The sequence below is a fragment of the Ornithinimicrobium murale genome (genome assembly GCF_003352835.1).
In the GTDB taxonomy this organism is placed as follows: Bacteria; Actinomycetota; Actinomycetes; order Actinomycetales; family Dermatophilaceae; genus Ornithinicoccus; species Ornithinicoccus muralis.
In genome coordinates, this window is record NZ_QLVD01000024.1 from 45,679 (window position 1) to 66,747 (window position 21,069).

General features: G+C 70.2%; 25 protein-coding genes. 4 read left to right on the top strand and 21 right to left on the bottom strand.

Annotation, left to right across the window (positions count from 1 at the left end; genetic code table 11):
- Window positions 1-48 precede the first annotated feature (48 nt).
- The 8 genes from DPQ65_RS11875 to xerD form a co-directional block, all read right to left on the bottom strand.
- Window positions 49-531 carry a SufE family protein gene (locus DPQ65_RS11875; protein WP_114907565.1) on the bottom strand — a complete coding sequence of 161 codons (483 nt, stop codon included), beginning with the start codon at window positions 529-531 and terminating at the stop codon, window positions 49-51.
- Window positions 531-1,415 carry a sulfurtransferase gene (locus DPQ65_RS11880; protein ID WP_114907566.1) on the bottom strand — a complete coding sequence of 295 codons (885 nt, stop codon included), beginning with the start codon at window positions 1,413-1,415 and terminating at the stop codon, window positions 531-533. Before DPQ65_RS11880 ends, DPQ65_RS11875 begins: the two co-directional genes overlap by 1 nt.
- Window positions 1,412-2,143 (bottom strand): (d)CMP kinase, encoded by a 732-nt coding sequence (gene cmk, locus DPQ65_RS11885; RefSeq protein WP_114907567.1) that lies wholly within the window; start codon window positions 2,141-2,143, stop codon window positions 1,412-1,414. The genes DPQ65_RS11880 and cmk overlap by 4 nt, the downstream gene beginning before the upstream one ends.
- A 178-nt stretch (window positions 2,144-2,321) precedes the next feature.
- Window positions 2,322-3,221, bottom strand: a complete 900-nt coding sequence (locus DPQ65_RS11890) for a pseudouridine synthase (protein WP_114907568.1) — start codon at window positions 3,219-3,221, stop codon at window positions 2,322-2,324.
- Window positions 3,218-3,925, bottom strand: coding sequence for an SMC-Scp complex subunit ScpB (scpB, locus tag DPQ65_RS11895; RefSeq protein WP_114907569.1), 708 nt, complete (start codon window positions 3,923-3,925; stop codon window positions 3,218-3,220). The genes DPQ65_RS11890 and scpB overlap by 4 nt, the downstream gene beginning before the upstream one ends.
- Complete coding sequence (locus tag DPQ65_RS11900) at window positions 3,918-4,811, bottom strand: segregation and condensation protein A (RefSeq protein ID WP_202863113.1); 894 nt, start codon at window positions 4,809-4,811, stop codon at window positions 3,918-3,920. Before DPQ65_RS11900 ends, scpB begins: the two co-directional genes overlap by 8 nt.
- A gap of 206 nt (window positions 4,812-5,017) precedes the next feature.
- A complete protein-coding gene (locus DPQ65_RS11905; protein ID WP_420330093.1) occupies window positions 5,018-5,932 on the bottom strand; it encodes a ParA family protein in 915 nt (304 codons plus the stop codon).
- 203 nt (window positions 5,933-6,135) lie between these two features.
- Window positions 6,136-7,158: a site-specific tyrosine recombinase XerD gene (gene xerD / locus DPQ65_RS11910; RefSeq protein WP_114907571.1), complete on the bottom strand. Its 1,023-nt coding sequence runs from the start codon at window positions 7,156-7,158 to the stop codon at window positions 6,136-6,138.
- A gap of 12 nt (window positions 7,159-7,170) precedes the next feature.
- On the opposite strand from xerD, the gene DPQ65_RS11915 reads away from it, so the two are divergent.
- On the top strand, window positions 7,171-7,788 hold the full coding sequence (locus tag DPQ65_RS11915; RefSeq protein ID WP_114907572.1) for a hypothetical protein: 618 nt from the start codon (window positions 7,171-7,173) through the stop codon (window positions 7,786-7,788).
- Window positions 7,789-7,892: 104 nt separating this feature from the next.
- Here the strand turns inward: DPQ65_RS11915 and lgt are convergent, their stop codons facing one another.
- Entirely contained in the window at window positions 7,893-8,879 is a 987-nt protein-coding gene (gene lgt / locus DPQ65_RS11920) for a prolipoprotein diacylglyceryl transferase (RefSeq protein ID WP_238146828.1), read from the bottom strand.
- An 81-nt stretch (window positions 8,880-8,960) separates the two neighbouring features.
- On the opposite strand from lgt, the gene DPQ65_RS11925 reads away from it, so the two are divergent.
- Complete coding sequence (locus DPQ65_RS11925) at window positions 8,961-9,341, top strand: DUF2784 domain-containing protein (protein ID WP_114907574.1); 381 nt, start codon at window positions 8,961-8,963, stop codon at window positions 9,339-9,341.
- Here DPQ65_RS11925 and DPQ65_RS11930 read toward each other — a convergent pair.
- On the bottom strand, window positions 9,338-9,925 hold the full coding sequence (locus DPQ65_RS11930) for a helix-turn-helix domain-containing protein (protein ID WP_114907575.1): 588 nt from the start codon (window positions 9,923-9,925) through the stop codon (window positions 9,338-9,340). The genes DPQ65_RS11925 and DPQ65_RS11930 overlap by 4 nt on opposite strands.
- Window positions 9,926-10,041: 116 nt before the next feature.
- On the opposite strand from DPQ65_RS11930, the gene DPQ65_RS11935 reads away from it, so the two are divergent.
- Together DPQ65_RS11935 and DPQ65_RS11940 are read left to right on the top strand one after the other, a co-directional pair.
- Window positions 10,042-11,013, top strand: a complete 972-nt coding sequence (locus DPQ65_RS11935) for an NAD(P)/FAD-dependent oxidoreductase (protein ID WP_114907576.1) — start codon at window positions 10,042-10,044, stop codon at window positions 11,011-11,013.
- Window positions 11,013-11,783, top strand: a complete 771-nt coding sequence (locus tag DPQ65_RS11940; protein WP_114907577.1) for an SAM-dependent methyltransferase — start codon at window positions 11,013-11,015, stop codon at window positions 11,781-11,783. Before DPQ65_RS11935 ends, DPQ65_RS11940 begins: the two co-directional genes overlap by 1 nt.
- A 22-nt stretch (window positions 11,784-11,805) precedes the next feature.
- Here DPQ65_RS11940 and DPQ65_RS11945 read toward each other — a convergent pair whose 3' ends face one another.
- Genes DPQ65_RS11945 through hisG form a run of 11 tightly spaced genes read right to left on the bottom strand, consistent with a single transcriptional unit; the run spans window position 11,806 to window position 21,007 of the window.
- Entirely contained in the window at window positions 11,806-12,336 is a 531-nt protein-coding gene (locus tag DPQ65_RS11945; protein WP_114907578.1) for a GNAT family N-acetyltransferase, read from the bottom strand.
- Window positions 12,336-12,956, bottom strand: a complete 621-nt coding sequence (locus DPQ65_RS11950) for a HutD/Ves family protein (RefSeq protein ID WP_114907579.1) — start codon at window positions 12,954-12,956, stop codon at window positions 12,336-12,338. Before DPQ65_RS11950 ends, DPQ65_RS11945 begins: the two co-directional genes overlap by 1 nt.
- The gene (locus DPQ65_RS11955; protein ID WP_114907580.1) at window positions 12,956-13,441 is read right to left on the bottom strand and encodes a mycothiol transferase; all 486 of its coding nucleotides are present in this window, start codon (window positions 13,439-13,441) and stop codon (window positions 12,956-12,958) included. Before DPQ65_RS11955 ends, DPQ65_RS11950 begins: the two co-directional genes overlap by 1 nt.
- A 54-nt stretch (window positions 13,442-13,495) precedes the next feature.
- Window positions 13,496-14,218 (bottom strand): bifunctional phosphoribosyl-AMP cyclohydrolase/phosphoribosyl-ATP diphosphatase HisIE, encoded by a 723-nt coding sequence (gene hisIE / locus DPQ65_RS11960; protein WP_114907581.1) that lies wholly within the window; start codon window positions 14,216-14,218, stop codon window positions 13,496-13,498.
- Window positions 14,215-15,099 (bottom strand): imidazole glycerol phosphate synthase subunit HisF, encoded by an 885-nt coding sequence (gene hisF / locus DPQ65_RS11965; protein WP_114907582.1) that lies wholly within the window; start codon window positions 15,097-15,099, stop codon window positions 14,215-14,217. The genes hisIE and hisF overlap by 4 nt, the downstream gene beginning before the upstream one ends.
- Entirely contained in the window at window positions 15,096-15,842 is a 747-nt protein-coding gene (hisA, locus tag DPQ65_RS11970) for a 1-(5-phosphoribosyl)-5-[(5-phosphoribosylamino)methylideneamino]imidazole-4-carboxamide isomerase (protein ID WP_114907583.1), read from the bottom strand. The genes hisF and hisA overlap by 4 nt, the downstream gene beginning before the upstream one ends.
- The gene (gene hisH, locus DPQ65_RS11975) at window positions 15,839-16,450 is read right to left on the bottom strand and encodes an imidazole glycerol phosphate synthase subunit HisH (protein WP_114907584.1); all 612 of its coding nucleotides are present in this window, start codon (window positions 16,448-16,450) and stop codon (window positions 15,839-15,841) included. The genes hisA and hisH overlap by 4 nt, the downstream gene beginning before the upstream one ends.
- Window positions 16,451-16,453: 3 nt before the next feature.
- On the bottom strand, window positions 16,454-17,548 hold the full coding sequence (gene hisB / locus DPQ65_RS11980; RefSeq protein WP_114907585.1) for a bifunctional histidinol-phosphatase/imidazoleglycerol-phosphate dehydratase HisB: 1,095 nt from the start codon (window positions 17,546-17,548) through the stop codon (window positions 16,454-16,456).
- Window positions 17,545-18,750 (bottom strand): histidinol-phosphate transaminase, encoded by a 1,206-nt coding sequence (hisC, locus tag DPQ65_RS11985; protein ID WP_114907630.1) that lies wholly within the window; start codon window positions 18,748-18,750, stop codon window positions 17,545-17,547. Before hisC ends, hisB begins: the two co-directional genes overlap by 4 nt.
- Window positions 18,751-18,779: 29 nt before the next feature.
- Window positions 18,780-20,102 carry a histidinol dehydrogenase gene (gene hisD / locus DPQ65_RS11990; RefSeq protein ID WP_114907586.1) on the bottom strand — a complete coding sequence of 441 codons (1,323 nt, stop codon included), beginning with the start codon at window positions 20,100-20,102 and terminating at the stop codon, window positions 18,780-18,782.
- Entirely contained in the window at window positions 20,099-21,007 is a 909-nt protein-coding gene (hisG, locus tag DPQ65_RS11995; RefSeq protein WP_114907587.1) for an ATP phosphoribosyltransferase, read from the bottom strand. The genes hisD and hisG overlap by 4 nt, the downstream gene beginning before the upstream one ends.
- Window positions 21,008-21,069 lie beyond the last annotated feature (62 nt).

Here is a 21,069-nt window from a genome sequence, read left to right on the forward strand (position 1 = left end):
CCGGCTCGGGGGACGGAGGGACCGCCCCGTGATTGGTGTCCGACACCGTCACTGCCTCTCGTCGATGGTGGTGCGGGCCCGCACCTGGCGCTTGATGCGCCCCAGCATGCCCACCATGCCGCGCATCCGCAGCGGCGACACGGCCTCGGCGAGACCGAACCGGAAGGGCGCCTCATCCGGCACCCCCAGCACCTCGTCGGCGCCCAGCCCGTCGAGGCTCTCGTGCAGGATGCCGGCGAACCCACGGGTGGTCGGCGCCTCCGGGGGCGCCGACAGGAAGATGCTCACGGTGCGGGCCTCATCCGAGGCCACCTCGACGGCCAGGAAGACCGGCGACTGACACTCGTCGACCTGCTCCATCTCATCGAGCCGACCGGCATAGCGCTCCGGCAGGTCCGGCAGGTCGCCCGCGAGCTCCAGCAGCAGCTGCAGCCGCTCCTGCTGGCCGAGCTCGTGGAACTCCCCGGCCAGCTCGGCCATCGCCTCTGGCAGGTCGTCGGTGCGCGTGGACGCGGTGAACTGGCCCGCCATCAGCGCTCCACCGGCACGCCGACGGAGTTGCCCCACTCGGTCCACGAGCCGTCATAGTTGCGGACGCGCTCGAAGCCGAGCAGGTGGGTCAGCACGAACCAGGTGTGGCTCGAGCGCTCACCGATGCGGCAGTAGGCGACCACGTCGTCGGTCGGCGCCAGCCCCTGCTCCTGCTGGTAGAGGGCCTCGAGCTCCTCGCGGGTCTTGAAGGTGCCGTCCTCGTTGGCTGCCCGTCCCCAGGGCACCGACTTCGCGCCGGGGATGTGCCCGCCCCGCATGGCGCCCTCCTGCGGGTAGTCCGGCATCGACAGCAGCTCCCCGGAGAACTCCCCGGGCGAGCGCACGTCCACCATCGGCTTGCCGAGGTGCTCCACCACGTCCTGCTGGAACGCGCGGATGGTCCGGTCGTCCCGCTCGATGACCGGGTAGTCGGTCGGGGTGACGTCGCGGATCTCGGTCGTCATCTCCCGGCCCTCGGCGACCCACTTGGCGCGGCCGCCGTCCAGGATGCGGACGTCCTCATGCCCGAACAGGGTCATCACCCAGAGGGCGTAGGTTGCCCACCAGTTGCTCTTGTCGCCGTAGATGACCACGGTGGTGTCCCGGCGGATGCCGCGCTCCCCCATCACCCGGGCGAACTGCTCACCATCGACGTAGTCGCGGGACAGCTGGTCATTGAGGTCGAGGTGCCAGTCCAGCTTCAGCGCACCGGGGATGTGGCCGGTGTCGTAGAGCAGCACGTCCTCGTTGGACTCCAGCACCACCAGGTCGCCCTCGCTCCTGGACTGGTCACCCAGCTGCTCGGCCAGCCAGTCAGTGCTGACCAACCGCTCGGGGTGGGCGTAGGCCGACAGCTTGGTCTGCGGGTCGGTCTGGGTGGTCATCGGTTGCCTCCGTGGTCAGGGGTGTGCAGGGGTGCGGGTGCTGGCGTAGCCCGGGCGACGGACTCCAGCACGGCCGCCACTGATTGTTCGAACGTCAGATCGGAGGTGTCGATTCCCACGACACCGGGCGCCGGCTCGAAAAAGGCCGACACCGTGGCGTCGGCGGCATCCCGACGGACGATCTGGTTGTGCGTCGCCTCGATGGCCTCCGCATCGTCGGCGTCGAAGAGCTCCCGGGCGCGCCGGGCGAGACGGGCCTCTTCCGAGGCGCTCAGCAGGAACCGGTGCTCCGCGTCCGGGGCGATCACCGTCGTGATGTCCCGGCCCTCCACGACGATGCCCGCCCCGTTGTGCCGTGCATCGGCGATGATCTGCCGCTGCTGGTCCCGCATCGTCGCCCGCACCGCGAGGTTGGTGGCGACGTGGGAGACCTGCTCGCTGAGAGCGGTCTCCCGAATGGCGACCGCGACGTCGGTGCCACCCACGTGGATGCTCGGTGCATCGGGGTCGGTGCCGATCTCCAGCGGGTAGGTGAGCGCCTGCTCGGCGACCTCCTGAGTGTCGGTCAGGTCGATCCCCTGCTGGAGGCACCACCAGGTGAGGGCGCGATACATGGCGCCGGTGTCGAGGTAGGTCAGCCCCAGGCGGCGGGCGACCTGCTTGGAGACGCTCGACTTGCCTGACCCGCTGGGGCCGTCGATAGCGATGGTGATCGGGTTCTCAGGCACCGGACCAGCCTAACTGTTCGTTGCCCCCTGCAAATTCAGAGAGGGCTCGTCCGTCGTTCCCACACGTCGTTCCCTCACGAAACGTCGTCCCCTCCCGAGGACGTCGACCGGGCCGCGGCTCCGTCGAGCTCTCGTGCGCCGATCACAGAGCCCGGCGGCACGGTAGGGACCGCCGATCTCAGAGCCCGGCGGCACGGTAGAGACCGCCGATCTCGTCCGCGGTGAGGGCCCGGGTCCGGCCGGTCCGCAGCTGACCGAGCAGAATCGGGCCGACCTGCACCCGTGAGAGCGCCTCCACCGGGTGCCCGACCTCCGCGAGCAGGCGGCGGACCACGTGCTTCTTGCCCTCGTGCAGGACCAGTTCAATGATCGCCTTGCCCGGCAGGGAGTCGATGAGCTTGAACGAGTCGACCTTCACCAGGCCGTCCTCCAGCTCCACTCCGGCGCGCAGGATCTTGCCCAGCTCACGCGGCACCGGGCCCGGGACCCTGGCGATGTAGGTCTTGGGCACCTCATAGGAGGGGTGCTGCAGCCGGTGGGCCAGCTCGCCGTCGTTGGTGAGCAGCAGGAGGCCCTCGGTGTCGGCGTCCAGCCGTCCCACGTGGAAGAGCCGCTCGTTGCGCGGCGGCAGGTAGTCCGCGATCGAGGCCCGTCCGAGGTCATCGCTCATCGTGGAGACGACACCGAGCGGCTTGTTGAACGCCAGGTAGACCCGGCTCTCGTCCAGCACGACGCGCGTGCCGTCGACGTGGATCGTCTGGCCGACGGGGTCGACCCGGACGCCGAGCTCGGTGACGATGTGCCCGTCCACCTCTACTCGGCCCTGCGTGATCAACAGCTCGCAGGCTCGGCGGCTCCCGACGCCCGCGGAAGCCAGCAGCTTCTGCAGCCGGACACCGTCCGGCTGATGGACATCCGCCCCGGAGTTGTCCACCGGGGGCGGGCTCACCTGCCGCTTCGGCTTGATCTTGCGTGGTGGACCGGCGTCCGGACCGACCGGACGGCCCGCCCTGCGTCCCCGCGGGTCGTGTCGGCCCTTCCCTCGGCCGGAGCCACCTCGTTGCTGGGGCGGGTTCATGCGTGTCCTTCCGACGCGAGTTCTTCAATGACATCTGCCGACGGCAGGTAGGGGGCCAGCGGGGGCAGGTCATCGAGGCTGTCCAGCCCCATCCGCTGGAGGAACAGGTCAGTGGTGCCGTAGAGCGCCGCCTGGCCAGGCTCGCCGTCCACGATGACCTCCTCGATCAGGCCGCGGGAGACCAGGGTGCGCACCACGCCGTCGACGTTGACGCCGCGGACGGCGCTGACCCGCGCCCGCGAGATCGGCTGCCGGTAGGCCACGACCGCGAGGGTCTCCAGCGAGGCCTGCGTCAGCCGTGCCTGTTGCCCGCCCATCAGGAACTTCTCCACGACCGGGGCGTAGGCGGGTTTGGAGTAGATCCGCCAGCGCCCACCCAACCGGCGCAGCATGAAGCCACGGTGACTGTCGGCATACTCGCTGGCGAGGTCCTCCAGGACGGAGGTGACGTCCTCCACCGGCAGCTCCAGGGCCGAGGCGAGCACCGTCTCCTCGACCGGCTCGTCGATCACCATGAGCACCGCCTCGATCGCCGAGCGGGCGCCACCAGGGAAGTCGTTGATGTCGAAGGCGACCTGCTCGACGCCCGGGTCAGCGTGGTCCTCGGCCATCCCCTCGGCCCGGTCAACGGAGTCGTCGGCCATCCCCTCGGCATGGCCGGGTCGGTCCACGCCGGTCGGATCCTGCTCGGTCGGCTCACTCATCGGCCACCTCCTGCACGCTGGCTGCGGTCTGCTCGGGGTCCTGGTCATCCTCGTCGAACTCGTCCCCCACCCGGACATCGCCGCTGTCGCCGCCGGTCCACCGGACGGTCAGCTCACCCAGCGGGTCCGGCTGGTCCAGGGTCAGCAGGGACTCCCGGAAGAGCTCCAGGAGAGCCAGGAAGCGCGCCACGATGACCAGGGTGCTGTCGGCGTCGGACACCAGGTCGCGGAAGCTCGACGTGCCGGTGACGCGCAGCCGCTCGACGACCAGGCCCGCCTGCTCGCGCACCGACACCTGCGGGGCGTGCAGATGGGTCAGTCCGACACTCGGCGGGGGCTTGGGGGTCATCGCCCGGGCGGCGATCATCGCCAGCTGCTCGGGTGTGATGTTCATGACCAGCTCGGGCAGCAGCCGGGTGAACTCGTCCTCCAGGGCGACATCGCGCGGGAAGATCCGCCCGACGGTCTCCATCCGCTGGGCGAAGGCGGCCGCGACCTCCTTGAAGGCGCGGTACTGCAGGAGACGGGCGAACAGCAGGTCCCGGGCCTCGATGAGCTCCAGGTCCTCCTCGTCCTCCTCCCGGCGGTTCGGCAGCAGCCGGGCGGCCTTGAGGTCGAGCAGGGTCGCTGCCACGAGCAGGAACTCCGAGGCCTGCGACAGGTCCCACTCGTCGTCGGTCTCCTGAGCCGCCCGGATGTGTGCCACGAACTCGTCGGTGATCTTGGCTAGAGCGATCTCGGTGACATCCAGCTTGTGCTTGGCGATCAGCCCCAGCAACAGCTCGAAGGGCCCCTGGAAGACGTCCAGGTGGACCTGGAACGGGGTGGGGCCTCGCCGGGTGAGGACCCCGCCGGGGACCGCCTCACCCGGATCCAGGCCCGGGATGGCGGGGGTGTCGGTCTCGCTCGGGGCTGCTCCGGCCTGGTCTGGCTGACCTGCTCCGGCCTGGTCTGGCTCGGCTGCTCCGGCGGGGTCCGGCCGGACTGCGCCAGCGGGGTCCGCGGACGCCTCCTCCGAGGCGACCGTCGCCTCCACCGGGCCCTCAGGACCGTTGTGGTCCGGCCCGGGCTCCGCCAGGGTCGTCTCCAAGGTCAGGGCGCGCCGCCACGCGAGATCAGCTCGCGAGCCAGCTGCCGGTAGGCCTCTGCGCCGCTGTGCGTGCTGGCATAGGAGGTGATCGGCTCCGCCGCGAGGGTGGCGTCGGGGAACTTGATGGTCCGGCTGATCACGGTGTGGAAGACCTTGTCGTCGAAATGGTCCACGACCGAGCGCACGACCTCCTTGGAGTGCAGGGTGCGCCCGTCGAACATGGTCGCCAGGATGCCGTCGAGGGACAGTGCGGGATTGAGCCGGTCGGTGATCTTGTCGATCGTCTCGATCAGCAGCGCCACGCCGCGCATCGCGAAGAACTCGCACTCCAGCGGGATCACCACGCCGTGGGCCGCCGTCAGCGCGTTCACCGTCAACAGCCCGAGGGAGGGCTGGCAGTCGATCAGGATGACGTCGTAGTCGTCGAGAACCGGGCGCAGCACCCGGGACAGCACCTGCTCCCGGGCGACCTCACCAACCAGCTGCACCTCCGCGGCGGACAGGTCGATGTTGGCCGGAACGATGTCGAGGTTGTCGATCCGTGTCTGCTGGATCACGTCCTTGACGTCGTGGTCACGCTCGATCAGCAGGTTGTAGATCGTGACGTCCAGCTGGTGGGTGGGGACGCCCAGGCCGACCGAGAGGGCACCCTGGGGGTCGAAGTCGACGAGCAGCACCCGGCGGCCGTACTCCGCCAGGGCCGCGCCCAGGTTGATGGTGGTCGTGGTCTTGCCGACCCCACCCTTCTGGTTGCACATGGCGATCACCCGGGCCGGACCGTGGCGGTCCAGGGGCGCTGGGACGGCGAAGTCCGGCAGGGGTCGACCGGTGGGGCCGATCTGCCCGCTACCGGCGGTCTCGGTGCCGGGCAACCGGTCGTGGGCCGCGCTGCTGGTCGCCGTGTCCTGCCTCGTCACCTCGGATGTCACGCTCACTCCGCCCTCTGGTCCGTGGTCGGCGTCTCGCCGATCGCTCCGACCCTAACCGCAGTGGCCCTCGGTGACCAATGGTGCCTCCCGTATGCCGTGAGCTGGCTCGGTCAGGAGCCCCGCCCGGACCGGTGGTTGGGCCGGGCCACACCGCCCTGGCTGTTGCTCTGCAAGCAGCCCGCTCGCGCGGGCTACCGGGCCCTCGGGTGCGCCTGGGCATAGACCTCGCGCAGGTGCCGTGCCGTGACCAGTGTGTAGATCTGCGTCGTCGCGACCGAGGCGTGGCCCAGCAGCTCCTGGACGACCCGGACATCGGCTCCACCGTCCAGCAGGTGGGTCGCGAAGGAGTGGCGCAGCGTGTGGGGGCTCAGGTGACCGGACAGGTCGGCCCGCTCGGCGGCCTGCTGGATGAGGTTCCAGGCGCTCTGCCGCGAGAGTCGGCCTCCGCGCTGGTTCAGGAAGACCGCTGGGGTCCCGCGGCCCTTGGCCGCGAAGGCCGGTCGCCCCCGGACCAGCCATGCCTCCAGCGCGTCGGTCGCATAGCTGCCCAGGGGCACGATCCGTTCCTTGTTGCCTTTGCCGAACAGCCGCACCACAGCGTCTTCCGGTGGCCCACCGGGGTCCTCGCCCACGACTGCCGTCACCTGGCCCGCCGCGTCCGGGCGGGCGGTGTCCCGGCCCAGGTCGATGTCGTCCAGGTCCAGACCGATGGCCTCACTGACCCGCGCGCCGGATCCGTAGAGAACCTCGAGCAGGGCCCGGTCCCGCAGGCTGGCCGGTGTGTCCCCCACGGAGGCCGCATCCAGCAGCCGTTCGACGGCCTCGATGCTGATCGCCTTGGGCAGCCGGCGGGCGGGCGTGGGCGGGGCGACCTGTTGGGCCGGGTCGTCGGCGACGTCGCCCTCGGCCGCAAGGAACTTGTGGAAACCCCGGACCGCGACCAGCGCCCGGGCCGCCGACGACGCGGCAAGGGGCTGGTGCTCGTCATCGCCGGTGCGCAGGTGCGCGAGGAAGTCACTGACCAGCCCCTCGGCGACCCCCTCCGGTGTGGTGACGCCGCGGGTGCGCACGAAGCGCAGGTAGCGATCCAGGTCGCGACGGTAGGCGCGCAGGGTGTGCTCGGAGGCTCCCCGTTCAACGCGCAGGTGGTCCAGCCACCCGCGCGCCGCACGCCCGAGGGGGTCCCGTGCTGGTGCGGGGGTCTGCTGGGCCATACCGTCATTGTCATGCACTGGTATGCCGAAACCCCGGCCCGACGCACCCGCCAGGTCATCGGTGACGCACTGGCCCTCGGCTGGGTTGTCCTCTGGGTCCTGGTGGCGCGCTGGACCTTTGACCTGGTCCGTCTGCTCGCCGCGCCGGCCGGCCCGCTACGCACCGCGGGGACGACGGTGGAGACGCGAATGGATGATGTCGCCGACCAGATCGGTGAGGTACCGCTCGTGGGAGACCGCCTCACGGGACCGTTCACGGGCGCGGCCGATGCCGGCGAGTCACTGGTGTCGGCGGGTGATGCTCTCGACTCCGGGGTGACCCGGGTGGCGTGGCTCCTGTCGGTCTTCGTGGGTGCGGTCCCGATCCTGTTCGTGGCCGGCGGCTACCTGTTGGTGCGCTATCTCTGGGCCCGTCGAGCGCACGAGCTGGGCAGGCTACGTCAGGGTGACAGCGCCCAGGAGCTCCTGGCCCTGCGGGCCCTGGTGCACCAGTCGCCCCGCCGTCTGGTGCGGGTCGACGCGGACCCCCTGGCGGCGTGGCGCACGGGTGATGAGCACACCATCCGGGAGCTGGCCGGCCTCGAGTTGAAACGGCTCGGCCTGCGGGCCCAGCAGGTGCCGGGCAGCTAGTGGCTCAGGTGCGATCAGGTGCCCTGAGTCCATCAGGTGCCCTGAGTCGATCAGGCGCGGTGAGTCGGTCAGGTGCCCTGAGTCGATCAGGCGCGGTGAGTCGATCAGGTGCGCTCGGGTGGTGCTCCCTCGTCGACCGCCGATGACTCCGCGCGACCAGGATCGTTTCCGGCTGGCTCCGCACCGTCCGGGTCGGTGTGGTCCGGGTCGGTGTGGTCCGAGCCGGTGTGGTCCGAGGCGGTGTGGTCCGAGTCGGTGTGGTCCGGGCCGCCGACCCCCGCGCGTTCCACCCATGGCTCGCGCCCCTTGCGCAGGCTGTGGGCGATCGCGAAGAGCAACAGGCCCGCGACGATGAACGCCACCGCCGTGACCTGATTGGTGCGCAACGGACCCACCATGTAGCTGAAGTCGGTGCGGATCCCCTCGATCCAGAACCTGCCAGAGCCGTAGATCACCATGTAGAGCGCGAACAGCTTGCCCCAGCCGAGCTGGAACTTCCGGTCGATCCACAGCAGCGCCAGACAGCCGAGGGCGTTCCACGTCAGTTCATAGAGGAAGGTCGGCTGGAAGGTCTCGACGTCGCGGTGCTCAGCCGGTCTGCGATCGGGGGCGATCTCCAGGCCCAGCGGGCCATCGTCCGGCCCGCCGAAGAGCTCCTGGTTGAACCAGTTGCCGAGTCGACCGACCGCCTGGGCCAGGATCAGGCCTGGGGCCAGCGAGTCGGCGAACGCGGTGATCCGCGCACCGCGGCGCCAGCACACGAACAGCGCACCCAGGCCGCCGCCGATGACGGCGCCGAAGATGGCGATCCCGCCCTCCCAGATGTAGAGCGCGCTGATCGGATCGCGGCCCTCCCCGAAGTAGTCCTCCCAGTGCGTTGCCACGTGGTAGATACGGGCCCCGACGATGCCGGAGGGGATCGCGACGATGGCGATCGACTCGAAGGTGTCGGCCAGCCCTCCACGGGCGACCCAGCGCGTGCGACCGATGAACCAGGCAAGGATCATGCCGGCCAGGAGGCACAGCGCATAGAAGCGGATGGTGAGCGGGCCCAGTTGGAACTGGCTGATGTCCGGGCTGGGGATCGACATGATCACACGACCCATCATGCTGGATCACGCGCCGCACACCGAAACCCGCCCCGGTCCTACCACCGCACCTATCCTGGGGAAGTGACCGGATCGCCCTCCCTGATCGGCATGTGGACCCTGCCGCACCGCGTGGCAGCGGTGGCCACCATGCTGGTCCACCTCGCCTTCTCCGTGGTCGTGGTCCTCGGCGGCTTCCTCGCCTGGTTTCAGCCGTGGGTGCTCTGGCTGCACCTCCCCGCGCTGGCGTGGGGCCTGGCCGGGCAGGTCCGTGATCTGCCGTGCCCGTTGACCACCCTGGAGAACCACTCGCGCCGGCGTGGCGGGTGGCTGCCCCTGACCGAGACCGGCTTCATCGACCACTACTTCACCGGGGTCCTCTATCCCGTGTCCTGGAAGCCGTGGATGCCGTTCCTGGTCCTGACCGTCGTGCTGGTCTCGTGGGCCGGCCTGCTCATTTCCTAGCGGTCCTGCTGGGTCGTCGCCCGCAGATGGGCGCGCTCCCCCTGCTTTCCGACCAGGCTGAGGAACTCGACGGGGCCCGCGCTCGTCGCGCCGAACCAGTGCGGTGTGCGCGTGTCGAACTCGGCCGCTTCGCCCGGCGTGAGGACGAGGTCGTGCTCACCGAGCACCAGCCGGAGCCGACCGCTGAGCACGAACGCCCAGTCGTAGCCCTCGTGGCTACGCAGCACCGGCTCGTCCCCCTCCCGTCCGGCGGGCAGGACGAACTTGTAGGCCTGGATGCCTCCCGGTCGGCGACTCAGCGGCAGGACCGTGCTCCCGTCCGTGGTGCGGAGCGGCCTGAGGTTGATGCGCGGATCTCCCGTGGGTGGAGCGTCGACGAGCTCATCCAGGGTGACCCCGTGTGACCGGGCCAGGGGCAACAGCTGCTCCAGTGTCGGACGACGCAGACCGGCCTCGAGCCGGGAGAGCGTGCTCGTCGAGATCCCGGTCTCCTCGGCCAGGTCGCTCAACGTGACGTCACGCCGCTGGCGCAGCTCCCGGAGTCTCGGCCCCACGGCGTCCAGTGTTTTGGCGGTGGTATCCATGCCGCTATTTTGCCATTTGGCAACTCTACTTGCCAACTGTGGCAACGGCGGGACACCATCGTGCAGAACGCGCACGCGGCCTGCGTGCGAAGGCGAACGAGCAGGGAGTGTGGGATATGTCGGTTCACGAGGAAGGGCTGCGTGACGTGGTGGTCGTGGGCGGGGGTGCGGCCGGGCTCAGCGCAGCCCTGACGCTTTCCAGAGCGCGACAAGCGGTGACAGTCATTGACGCCGGAGCACCGCGCAACGCCCCGGCCGAGGGAGTGCACGGCCTGCTGGGCCTGGAGGGCATCAGCCCGGTCGAACTGCTGCGGCGGGGACGGGAAGAGGTGCGCGGCTACGGCGGCGAGATCGTCACCGGCGAGGTGGTGGACGTGGAGCGCACGGCCACCGGCTTCACGCTCAGGACACGAAACGGTGCCTCGTTCGGGGCACGGCGCCTGGTCATCGCCACCGGCCTGGTCGACGAGCTGCCGGAGGTGCCTGGTGTGCGTGAGCAGTGGGGCCGCGGCGTGCTGCACTGCCCGTTCTGCCACGGCTGGGAGGTGCGCGACCGCCGCATCGGCATCCTGGTCACCGGTCCCCAGTCGGTGCACAAGGCGTTCCTGTTCCGGCAGTGGAGCGCCGACGTGGTGCTGTTCTCCAACGACCACGAGCTCGAGCCGCAGGAGCAGAGTCAACTGGCGGCACTCGGCGTTGCCGTGATCGACGGCACTGTCACCGGGCTGGACGTCGAGGGGGACGCGCTCCGGGGAGTGCGCCTGGCCGACGGACGCGCCATCGATGTGGACGCCATCGTGGTGGCGACCCGGATGGTCGCACGCACCGAACCGTTCGAGGGCATCGGCCTTGAGCCGACCGAGCACCCGATGGGGGCGTTCATCGAGGCGGATGAGTTCGGCAGGAGCACCGTTCCCGGTGTGTGGGTCGCCGGAAACGCGAGCGATCTGGGCGCTCAGGTGAGCCATGCGGTCGCCGCGGGCACCCGCGCCGCGCAGCACCTCATCTCCGAGGTTGTCATGGCCGGCCTGGCGCCGATCGACGCCCCAGTCCCGGCATCGTCCGAGCCAGCCCAGGAAGGAGCCTGATGGAACACTCCTTCAGCAAGGACTACTGGGATGAGATCTGGCAGGGAGACCGGCGTGGCCCCATGAGCGTGAGTCCGCCCAATCCGCACCTGCTGACCGAGGTCGCCGACCTGCGGCCCGGCACGGCGCTCGACGCCGGGTGTGGAGCCGGCGCGGAGGCAGTGTGGCTCGCCTCCCAGGGGTGGCGCGTCCTCGGGGCCGACGTCTCGCAGGCCGCCCTGGCGCTCGCTCAGGACAGAGCGGCGGCCAACGGTGTCGGGGACCTGGTGACCTGGGTCCGGGCCGACCTCTCCACCTGGGAGCCGACCGAGCAGTTCGACCTGGTCACCACTCACTACGCCCATCCGGCCATGCCGCAGGTGGAGTTCTACGAACGCCTCGCCACCTGGGTGGCCCCCGGCGGCACTCTGCTCATCGTCGGCCACCTGCACCACAGTCCCGACGACGGCCAGGACCAGCCGGGCCACGGGCACCCGCCCGGCGGTGAGCACCAGAACCACGGTAACCACCAGAACCGCGATGACCAGCGGAACCACGATGACCACCAGAACCACGATGACCACCAGAACCACGGTGAGCACCAGCACGCAAAGCACGAGACCCGGCCGCCGGCGGAGGCCTCGGCGACAGCTGCCACCATCACGGCCGTGCTGAGCTCGGCCAGCTGGGACATCGTCACCGCGGAGGAGTCACATCGCGCTATGACGGGCCCGAACGGCGCCGAGACCACGATCCATGATGTCGTGGTCAGGGCAACACATCACACATGAGCCTTCTGCGATGAGGTGAGAGTCAGCGCTCCAGGGTGCGGGTCCAGGTCGCCATCTGCAGCACATACCCCTTGCGTTCGCGACGCTGCAGTGGACTCGGTGCCAGGCTGAAACCAGCGGCAACAGCGCTGCGCTGGCTCGCGGTGTTCCCGGTCGCGATCACCAGACGGCTCATCTGGTAGCCGGCGCTGACCGCCACCGGGAAGAGTGCCAGGACAGCCCGAGCCGCCAACCCCTGACCCCGATGCTCCTGGCCCACAGCGAAGGCGAACTCGCAACCGGTCGCGGTCTCGGTCGGGAACAGCAGCACCTCGCCCATCGGCGCTCCTCCATCGTGGGTGATCGCCAACGCCAGGGTGCCACCCTCGCGTGCCTCACGCGCTTGCCGGACGTAGTCGGTCGCGACGTCCGTGTCGAACGGCTGCGGAAGTGGTGTCCAGCGGTCCATCTCGTCCGTGTTGAACAGGGTGACCATCGTCGGGATGTCCGCATCGGTCCAGTCCCGCAGGACAAGCCCCTGCCCGCGCACCGGCGTCAGTCCGTCCCAGTCCACTAGGAGCCGACCGTGATCACAACGCAGGGGGCACCGCGAAGGGCCACCGGCTCAGTGGTGTCCAGGACGTCATACCGCGCGAGCCTCCAGGTCTGGCCGTCACCGCCGCTGGCGGTGAACCCGTCCTCCAGCGCGACCACCAGCCGGCGTGCGCCGCCCTTGACAGGGCCGAGACGGGTGTCTCCCGCCTGCCCGGCTCCCCCATCGTGGACCACGACCTGGCCGCTGGCCCGGCCACGGCGGGTCATCAGGTTCAGGGCCCTGGTCGGGCCGTCCGGCAGGCGGGCCGTCACGGACTGCTCCCCTGGGAAGTGGTGGGGCCGGCGCTCGACGAGCACGGTCTCCCCCGCCGCGCTCGCCAGCACCATCGACCCGCCCTCGAGCAGCGTGAGGACCCGATCGACCCCGGGAAACGCCGAGAAGGGACCCGGCGCCTCGATGTCGGCGATGCTCACCCGCCAGTCGAAGGTGCTCGGGCCGCTGGTCCCAGGTGCGGTTGCGACAGCTCGGGTGAGACCACCCCCGTTCTGCCAGGGGGTGGTCTCCGCGTCCACCCAGCGGGTCACCGTGGATCGGGGTGTCACCAGGTCCGCAGCCTGGTGTGCCTTGCGCTGATGCATCAGTCGACGACCAGATGCTGGTGTCCGTCGATACCTTCGCGGACCATGTCCAGGTGGCCCGCGTGGGTGGCGGTCTCGACGAGGAGCCTGAGCAGGCACTGGCGAGCATCCGCGAACGGTGGGAAAGGGAACACGTCCTCCGGTGGCCACCAGCACGGCGGAGCGTCGAGATCCACCCCTGCCAGCACGGCGTCGGAGCGGTGTGACCAGTGCCGGTACAGCTCCACCGTCTCAAGGCCAGAGGTCACCGGGACCTTCCAGCCGTCGGTGATCAGGGCCATCGCTTCGTCATCACCACCAAGGATGGCACTGGCCCAGAAGATCTCATCGTCGTAGGTCAGATGGTTCAGGAGCTGGGCGATAGACCAGCCTGAGGCAGCGATGGTGCGGGTCAGGTGGGCATCGTGCAGCCCGTCCACGGTGGCCAGCACATGACGTCGTTCGGACTCCAGCTGCGCCAGGAGCGCGGACCGTTCTCGCGTCATCACAGCACCGTACGCGCGATCAGCCCGCTGTGGGACAGGCAACGCCGCCCCGGCTCAGCCGTGCCGCCGGCGCAGCTCTGTCTCAACGTCGGCCAGTCCCAGTCCACGACTGCGCAGCAGCACCAGCAGGTGATAGATCAGGTCGGCCGACTCCCCGACGAGTTCGGGGTCCTCCTGCACGACCGCGGCGAGGGCGGTCTCCACACCCTCCTCACCGACCTTCTGAGCCACGCGGCGGATGCCACCCTCGAGCAACGAGGTGGTGTAGGACCCTTCAGGCCGCTCTCGGTCGCGACGCAGCACGATCTGCTCCAGGTCCGCGAGGAAGGAGCCGACCTCGGACCCTCCCTGTCGAGCCTCCGAACGAGCCGGTCCGACCTCGAACCCTCCCTGTCGGTCGTCCGAACCGGCCGGTCCGACCTCGGAACCTGCCCGCGCAGCCTCGAAGCAGGACTCGGCGCCGGTGTGGCAGGTCGCACCGTCGGGCGCACACAGCAGCAGGACCGTGTCCCGGTCGCAGTCGACCTGGACCGCCGCGACACGAAGGTAGTTGCCACTGGTGGCGCCCTTGACCCACTGCTCCTGTCTGCTCCTGCTGTAGAACGTGGCCAGGCCGGTCACCAAGGTGGCGCTGAGTGCCTCGGCATCCTGATAGCCGACCATCAGCACCCGACCCGTGCTCACGTGCTGCACCACGGCGGGCAGCAGCCCGCCCTGCTTGGCGAAGTCAAGGTCAGCGACGCCCAGACCATCGGGCAGCTGCAGCGAGCCGCTCATGCGGTGGTGCCCTCCATCGACGTCGGTGTGCCCGCGGTCGGTGAGCTACGCGGGATGCGGGGTGGCGTGGTCGGCGGTGTGCGTGGACCCCCGACGGGGACGGGGTCGTCCATTCGCACCTCGATGCCTGCCTCGCCCAAGCGCTCCTTGAGGTCCCGGATCGCCAGCTCCCCGGAGTGGAAGACTCCGGCCGCCAGGGCCCCGTCCACGTCAGCGTCGCGGAAGACGTCAATGAAATGCTGCGCACTGCCTGCACCGCCGGAGGCGATCAGCGGGACCTGGCACACCTGGCGGACCGCACGGAGCTGCTCCACGTCATAGCCCCGCCGCACGCCGTCGGACCCCATGGCGTTGAGCACCACCTCCCCGGCGCCGAGCTCCTGCACCCGCTCGACCCAGGCGAGGGTGGTGGTCTCCAGGGCGCGGGTGGCGTCCGGGTCACCCGTCAGCTGCCGGATGCGCCACTGCCCGTCCTCGTCGCGCAGGCTGTCGACGCCCACCACGACGCACTGGGTCCCGAACTCGCGGGCCAGCTCACCGACCAGCTCTGGCCGCCGGGTCGCCGGGGTGTTCACCGAGACCTTGTCGGCACCGGCCAGCAGCACCGCGCGGGCGTCCTCGACCGAGCTGATGCCTCCGGCGACACAGAACGGGATGTCGATCTCGCGGGCGACCCGGTCGATCCAGTCCAGGTCCACCCGACGCCCCTGCGGGCTGGCCGTGATGTCGTAGAAGACCAGCTCGTCCACGCCCTCGGCGCTGTAGCGCGCGGCCAGCTCGGTGATGCCACCCATGTCCTGGTGATCGCGGAACCTGGTGCCCTTGACGACCCGTCCATCGCTGACGTCGAGGCAGGCGATCACCCTGCGCGCCAGCGTCACCGGCGCTCCTCAGCGATGGCCTCGTCAATCGTCAACCGGCCCTCGAGGAGCGCCTTGCCGAGGATGATCCCGGCGCAGCCGAGCTTGCGGACACCACGCACGTCAGCCGCATGGCGGGCACCGCCTGAAGCCTGCACCGCCACGTCGGGGACCGCGCGGGTCAGGAAGGTGTAGAGGTTGAGGTTCGGACCGGCCAGGGTGCCGTCCCGCCCGATGTCGGTGCACAGCGCGTGCGCCAGGCCGGAGCGCGCATAGTGGCTCAGCAGCACCGCAAGATCCGTTGCGGAGTCCGAGGTCCACCCCGCAGTGGGCAGCACCCAGGAGCCGTCCTCCCCCGTGCGGGCGTCGAGCGCGACCGTGATCCGGTCGGCCCCGAACTCCTCGATCCAGCTGGTCACCGTCTCCGGCTGTGTCACGGCCAGGGACCCGATCACCACGCGCGCCGCGCCGGCCTCGAGCAGCGCGGCAACATCCTGCTTGCTGCGCACGCCCCCACCGGTCTGCACGGACAGCGCCGTCTCCGAGACGACCTCGCGCAACAGCGCGGTCAGGGTGTAGCCGCCGGCACGGGCGGCGTCCAGGTCGACCAGGTGCAGCCAGCTTGCCCCACCCGCGGCATAGTCACGGGCCACGTCGAGCGGTTCGGTCGGGTAGCGGGTCTCCTTGTCGTAGTCACCCTTGTGCAACCTGACGACGCGGCCCTCGCGGACGTCGATCGCGGGATAGACGGTGAAGTCGGTCATGGCGTCACCTCCAGGACGAAGTCTGTCAAAAGCCGCGCTCCAGCGCGGGCCGATCGCTCGGGGTGGAACTGTGCGCCCCACCTGTTGCCTCTGCGCACCACGGCACTCCAGGTGCCGGAATGCTGCGTCGTCAGCACCGTGTCCGGCGTGACCGGCACGGCATAGCTGTGCACGAAGTAGGCCCGCGTGCCGTCGGGGAGCCCCGCCGTGAGCGGGTCCTCCCGCAGTGCGGTCAGGGTATTCCACCCCATGTGCGGCACGCGCACCCCCGGTGCCCCCGGGATGGGGACCACCTCGCCCGGCACCAGCCCGAGGCACTCCACACCCCCGTCCTCGGCCGACCGGTCAAAGAGCAGCTGCATGCCCAGACACACACCGAGCAGCGGTTGCTCGACCGCCCGGAGAACCTCCACCAGTCCGGCTTCCCTGAGCCTCCGCATACCGGCTCCTGCTGCCCCCACCCCGGGGAGGATCACCCGGTCCGCGGCCAGGATGTCAGCCGGATCACGCGTCAACCGGGCATCGGCGCCGATCCGGTCCAGCGCATAGCGCACGGACGCGATGTTGGTGCCGCCCGAGTCGACGAGGGCGACCCTGGACCTAGCCACGGGTCACAGCACACCCTTGGTGGACGGCAGCTCGCTGCCCTCCACCCGGATGGCCTGGCGCAGCGCGCGGGCCACCGCCTTGAAGCCGACCTCGATCTTGTGGTGGGCGTTGTCACCGGTGACCGACAGGTGGAGCGTGGCGCGCAGCGACTCGGCGAAGGAGCGCCAGAAGTGCTCGACCATCTCGGTGGGCAGGTCACCCACCATCTCGCGGTCGAAGTCGCAGTCGAACTTCAGGAACGGGCGTCCCGACAGGTCGAGCGCGGCACTGGCCTGCGCCTCATCCATCGGCGCGGTGAAGCCGTAGCGGCCGATGCCACGCCGGTCACCGAGAGCCGTGTCCACAGCCTGACCGATGGCCAGGGCGGTGTCCTCGGTGGTGTGGTGCTCGTCGATGTGCAGGTCACCCTCACAGGCGACCTTCATCGAGAACCCCCCGTGCTTGGCCAGCTGGTCGAGCATGTGGTCCAGGAACCCCAGGCCGGTCGACACCTCGATGTCGCCCGCGCGGTCCAGGTCGACCTCGACATGGATCCTGGTCTCGGAGGTGTTGCGGTCCACCACGGCGACGCGGGGTCGGTTGGCCAGCTCGTGGGCGATCTGCTCCCAGGTGACCGCCTCCTCACCACCCTCGCCCATCGAGCTCTGCAGCAGGTAGGTCCGGATGCCCAGGTTGTCCCCGAACTCCCGGTCGGTGAGGCGGTCCCCGACCATCATCGAGCGGTCCCAGTCGATGCCGCGGTCACGCAGCAGGTGCTTGACCATGCCGATGCCCGGCTTGCGGGTGTCCGGCTGGTTGGGACCCGGCGGGTGCGGGTCGACGAAGACGTCGCGGAAGGTGATGCCCTGGCTCTCCAGGATGTGCAGCAGCAGGTCGTGTGGGCCCTGGAAGGACTCGACCGGGAAGTTCGGGCCGCCGAGGTCGTTCTGGTTGGACACCATGATGAAGTCCCAGCCGGCGTCCCGCAGCCGGGCCAGCGCCGGCATGACGCCGGGGACCAGGCGCAGCTTGTCGTAGGAGTCGATCTGGCAGTCGGCGGGTTCCTCGATGATGGTGCCGTCCCGGTCGATGAACAGGACAGGTCGCTGGGTGCTCATGGGTGGGTTCCTCGTGCGGGTTCGGTGGTGGGGGCGGGTTCGGTGGTGGGCGCGGGTCCGGTGGTGGGCGCGTGCTCGGTGGTGGTCTCGTGGGTCTGGGCGCCGTCTGCCAGGACCTGCTGCACGGCCTCAATCTCCTCGGGCGAGCCCACGGTGATGCGCAGAGCGTCGCTGAGCTGGTGCCTCATGTCGCGGACCACGATGCCACTGGCCCGCAGGTCGGTGAGCAGGGTGTCCACCCCAGGGCCGCGGATCAGCAGGAAGTTGGCCTCGCTGGCGTAGACCGTCTCGACGCGCGGATCGGCGTCCAGGAGCTCGGCGAGGCGCTCCCGGTCGATCCGGGTCCGTGCGACGCGGGCATCGACCGAGCGGCGCACGGAGCTGGACAGTGCCGCGACGGCGAGCTCGGTGACCGGTGCCGGCAGCGGGTAGGGCGCCTGCACTCGGCGCAGGACGGCCGCCAGATCCGGGTGGCACAGCGCGCTGCCGACGCGGGCACCGGCCAGGCCGTGGGCCTTGGACAGGGTGCGCAGCACGACCAGGTTGGGGTGGTTGCCCAACAACGTTGCGGCACTGCGTGGCCCGGCAAACTCCTGGTAGGCCTCGTCGACGACCACCACGGCCTGCTGGGCCAGGTCTGCTGCGAGGTGCTCGATGGCGTCCAGCGGCACGACGGCACCCGTGGGGTTGCCGGGGCTGGTGAGGAAGACGATCCGGGCGCCCTGCTCGGCGACAGCGTCCCGCAGGCCGTCGGTGTCGACCTCCCAGAGCCCACCCAGGTCCTGCTGGGGGACATCGACGACGGGGACGCCGTGCACCCGGGCCGTCACGGCATACATCCCGAACGTCGGGGAGGCCTGAACGATCCCGTGCTCGCCGCCGGGGGCACAGACGGCCCGCACGAGCAGGTCGATGCACTCATCGCTGCCGCGGCCGACGACGACCTGCTCCGACGTGACGCCGTAGAGGCCGGCCAACGCCGCGACCAGGTCCTCGGGCTGGGGGTCCGGATAGCGGCGCTGTGCACCCTCGGGGTCGACGGCACTCGCGGTCGCGGCCTCGTTGGCGTTGAGCCAGATCGTGGCCGGTGCCCCGGTGTCGGAGGTGCGGGCCGAGGAGTAGCCGGCGAAGTCGCGTAGGTCCTCCCGGATCAGGTCGGCCGGGAACTCCCCCAATTTTTGGGGAGGTTCGGACCGGCTCATGCGCATTTTTGGGGAGGTTTGGCCCGGCGTCACGGGGTGCCCTCGCTGTTCGTGGTCGTGGCCCTGGCCAGACGCCGGGTCACGGCCGCCTGGTGACCGATCAGTCCCTCGGCTCCCGACAGCTCCACGGCCGTGGGACCGACCGCAGCCAGCCCCTGCGGGCTCACCCGCTGGACGGTCATCGCCACCTGGAAGCTGGCGACGCTCACGCCACCGGTCCAGCGCGCGGCACCCGCGGTGGGCAGCACGTGGTTGGTGCCGCTGCAGTAGTCACCGAGGGTCTCCGGTGCCCAGTCGCCGAGGAAGACCGACCCGGCACGTTCCACGCGGTCCACCCAGTCCTCCGGCTCACGCAGCGCCAGGATGAGGTGCTCGGGGGCATAGTCGTTGCTGATCGCGAAGGCCTCCTCCAGGTCCTGAGTCACCACGATCGCGCTGGAGCCGAGCGCCTTGCCCGCGATGTCGGCGCGCGGCAGGACCGCCAGTTGCTCCGCCACCTGCTCGGCCACGGCCTGCGCCACCGCCTTGTCATCCGTCAGCAGGAGCACCTGCGAGTCGGGGCCGTGCTCGGCCTGAGAGAGCAGGTCGGCCGCTACAAACTCGGCGTCTGCCCCGGCATCGGCGATCACCAGCACCTCCGAGGGGCCAGCTGGCAGGTCAATGCCCGGCCCGCCCTCGTCGGTGCTTACTTGCCGCTTGGCCTCGGTGACCCAGGCGTTGCCGGGGCCGAAGATCTTGTCGCAGCGCGGGACCGACTCCGTGCCATAGGCCATGGCGGCGATCGCCTGCGCTCCCCCGGTCACGAACACCTGCGTGATGCCGCACTCGGCTGCCGCAGCCAGCACGGTGGCGTCAGGCAGGCCGTCCTCACCGGGGGGTGTGCACAGCACAACCTCAGGACACCCGGCCAGCTGGGCCGGCACGCCGAGCATCAACGCGGTCGAGGGCAGCGGTGCGCTGCCGGCCGGCACATAGAGCCCCACCCGGCGGATCGGTCGCACGACGCGTGCACAGATCACCCCCGGTGCGGTCTCCACCTCATAGCTGACGGTCATCCCCGCCCGGTGGAAGGTGCGGATATTGGTGGCCGCGTCACCGATGGCGATGCGCAGCTCCTCCGGTAGCGCGGCGGCGGCCCTGCGGATCTCCTCCTGCTCGACCACCACGGACTGGGCGGGCGCGCGGTCGAACCTTTCGGCATACTCCTGCAGTGCGGCGTCGCCGCCCTCCCGGACTCCGCGCAGGATCTCGGTGACCCCCTCGGTGACCTGCGGGCCAGCGGCCGCCGTGCCACGGGCCAGCAGCTCGGCGCGGGCGCTGTCATCCAGGGCCGACCACCTGACGGTCCTCATGCGAGCATCCCCTCCACCGGCAGCACCATGATGGTGTGCGCACCGGCGCGCTTAAGCTCCTCCAGGCGCGGCCACGGGACGGCGTTGTGGCACAACAGCTGCACCGAGACCTCATCGCGGCCGTCGACCGGCAGCACCGTCGGCTCGCCACCGGCGGGGAGGCGCTGCAGCACCTCGGTCAGCACGTCCCGACCGGCGCGGAGCATCAGCAGGCGCGTCTCCTTCAGCCGCAGCGCACCGTCCATCCGGCGCAGCAACAGGTCGGCGATCTCCTCCCGGCCGTCCTCCAGCGGGACCGGCGGGCCGGCGATCACGGCCTCGGAGTGCAGCAGCGTCTCGACCGGCTTGAGCGCGTTCGCCGCCAGGGTCCCGCCGGTGGAGACCAGGTCGCAGACGACGTCGGCCTGTCCGAGGCGCGGCGCAATCTCCACCGATCCCGACAGGGTGACGACCTGCGCGTCCACGCCCTTCTCATCGAGCCAGCGGCCCAGCGTGCGGGGATAGCTCGTGGCGATCCGCTGTCCCGCAAGCTGCTCGGGCCCGGCCCACTGCTCGTCATCGTTGATCGCGATGTCCAGACGGCACACGCCCCAGCCGAGCTGGCGCCACTCCTTCAGCGCGCTGGCCTGACCGTTGGCGGTGCGACCGAGGTCGTGCTCGACCAGGACGTTGCGACCGACGACTCCGAGGTCACACACGCCGTCAGCGATGAGGCCGGGGATGTCGTCGTCACGGACCAGGAGCAGGTCGACGGGCAAGGACTCGCCATAGCAGAACAGCCGGTCGCGGCTCTCTCGCCAGGTCAGGCCGCAGGAGGCGAGCAGGTCGCGGGCCGGTTCGGCGAGTCGGCCGGACTTTTGGATCGCCACACGGAGGCGGTCCCGGGTGATGGCAGGCGGGGTCATGGTGACCTTCCGTGGTCTGGGCCAGGAACAACCTTGGCCGTATGCAGTGGTGCAGGTCTGGG

Bases quoted from the DNA above. Each gene is read 5' to 3' on its own strand.
- DPQ65_RS11875 (WP_114907565.1), bottom strand. From the start codon at position 531: ATGGCGGGCCAGTTCACCGCGTCCACGCGCACCGACGACCTGCCAGAG.
- DPQ65_RS11880 (WP_114907566.1), bottom strand. From the start codon at position 1,415: ATGACCACCCAGACCGACCCGCAGACCAAGCTGTCGGCCTACGCCCAC.
- DPQ65_RS11890 (WP_114907568.1), bottom strand. From the start codon at position 3,221: ATGAACCCGCCCCAGCAACGAGGTGGCTCCGGCCGAGGGAAGGGCCGA.
- scpB (WP_114907569.1), bottom strand. From the start codon at position 3,925: ATGAGTGAGCCGACCGAGCAGGATCCGACCGGCGTGGACCGACCCGGC.
- xerD (WP_114907571.1), bottom strand. From the start codon at position 7,158: ATGGCCCAGCAGACCCCCGCACCAGCACGGGACCCCCTCGGGCGTGCG.
- DPQ65_RS11915 (WP_114907572.1), top strand. From the start codon at position 7,171: ATGCACTGGTATGCCGAAACCCCGGCCCGACGCACCCGCCAGGTCATC.
- lgt (WP_238146828.1), bottom strand. From the start codon at position 8,879: ATGTCGATCCCCAGCCCGGACATCAGCCAGTTCCAACTGGGCCCGCTC.
- DPQ65_RS11930 (WP_114907575.1), bottom strand. From the start codon at position 9,925: ATGGATACCACCGCCAAAACACTGGACGCCGTGGGGCCGAGACTCCGG.
- DPQ65_RS11935 (WP_114907576.1), top strand. From the start codon at position 10,042: ATGTCGGTTCACGAGGAAGGGCTGCGTGACGTGGTGGTCGTGGGCGGG.
- DPQ65_RS11940 (WP_114907577.1), top strand. From the start codon at position 11,013: ATGGAACACTCCTTCAGCAAGGACTACTGGGATGAGATCTGGCAGGGA.
- DPQ65_RS11950 (WP_114907579.1), bottom strand. From the start codon at position 12,956: ATGCATCAGCGCAAGGCACACCAGGCTGCGGACCTGGTGACACCCCGA.
- DPQ65_RS11955 (WP_114907580.1), bottom strand. From the start codon at position 13,441: ATGACGCGAGAACGGTCCGCGCTCCTGGCGCAGCTGGAGTCCGAACGA.
- hisIE (WP_114907581.1), bottom strand. From the start codon at position 14,218: ATGAGCGGCTCGCTGCAGCTGCCCGATGGTCTGGGCGTCGCTGACCTT.
- hisA (WP_114907583.1), bottom strand. From the start codon at position 15,842: ATGACCGACTTCACCGTCTATCCCGCGATCGACGTCCGCGAGGGCCGC.
- hisB (WP_114907585.1), bottom strand. From the start codon at position 17,548: ATGAGCACCCAGCGACCTGTCCTGTTCATCGACCGGGACGGCACCATC.
- hisC (WP_114907630.1), bottom strand. From the start codon at position 18,750: ATGAGCCGGTCCGAACCTCCCCAAAAATTGGGGGAGTTCCCGGCCGAC.
- hisD (WP_114907586.1), bottom strand. From the start codon at position 20,102: ATGAGGACCGTCAGGTGGTCGGCCCTGGATGACAGCGCCCGCGCCGAG.
- hisG (WP_114907587.1), bottom strand. From the start codon at position 21,007: ATGACCCCGCCTGCCATCACCCGGGACCGCCTCCGTGTGGCGATCCAA.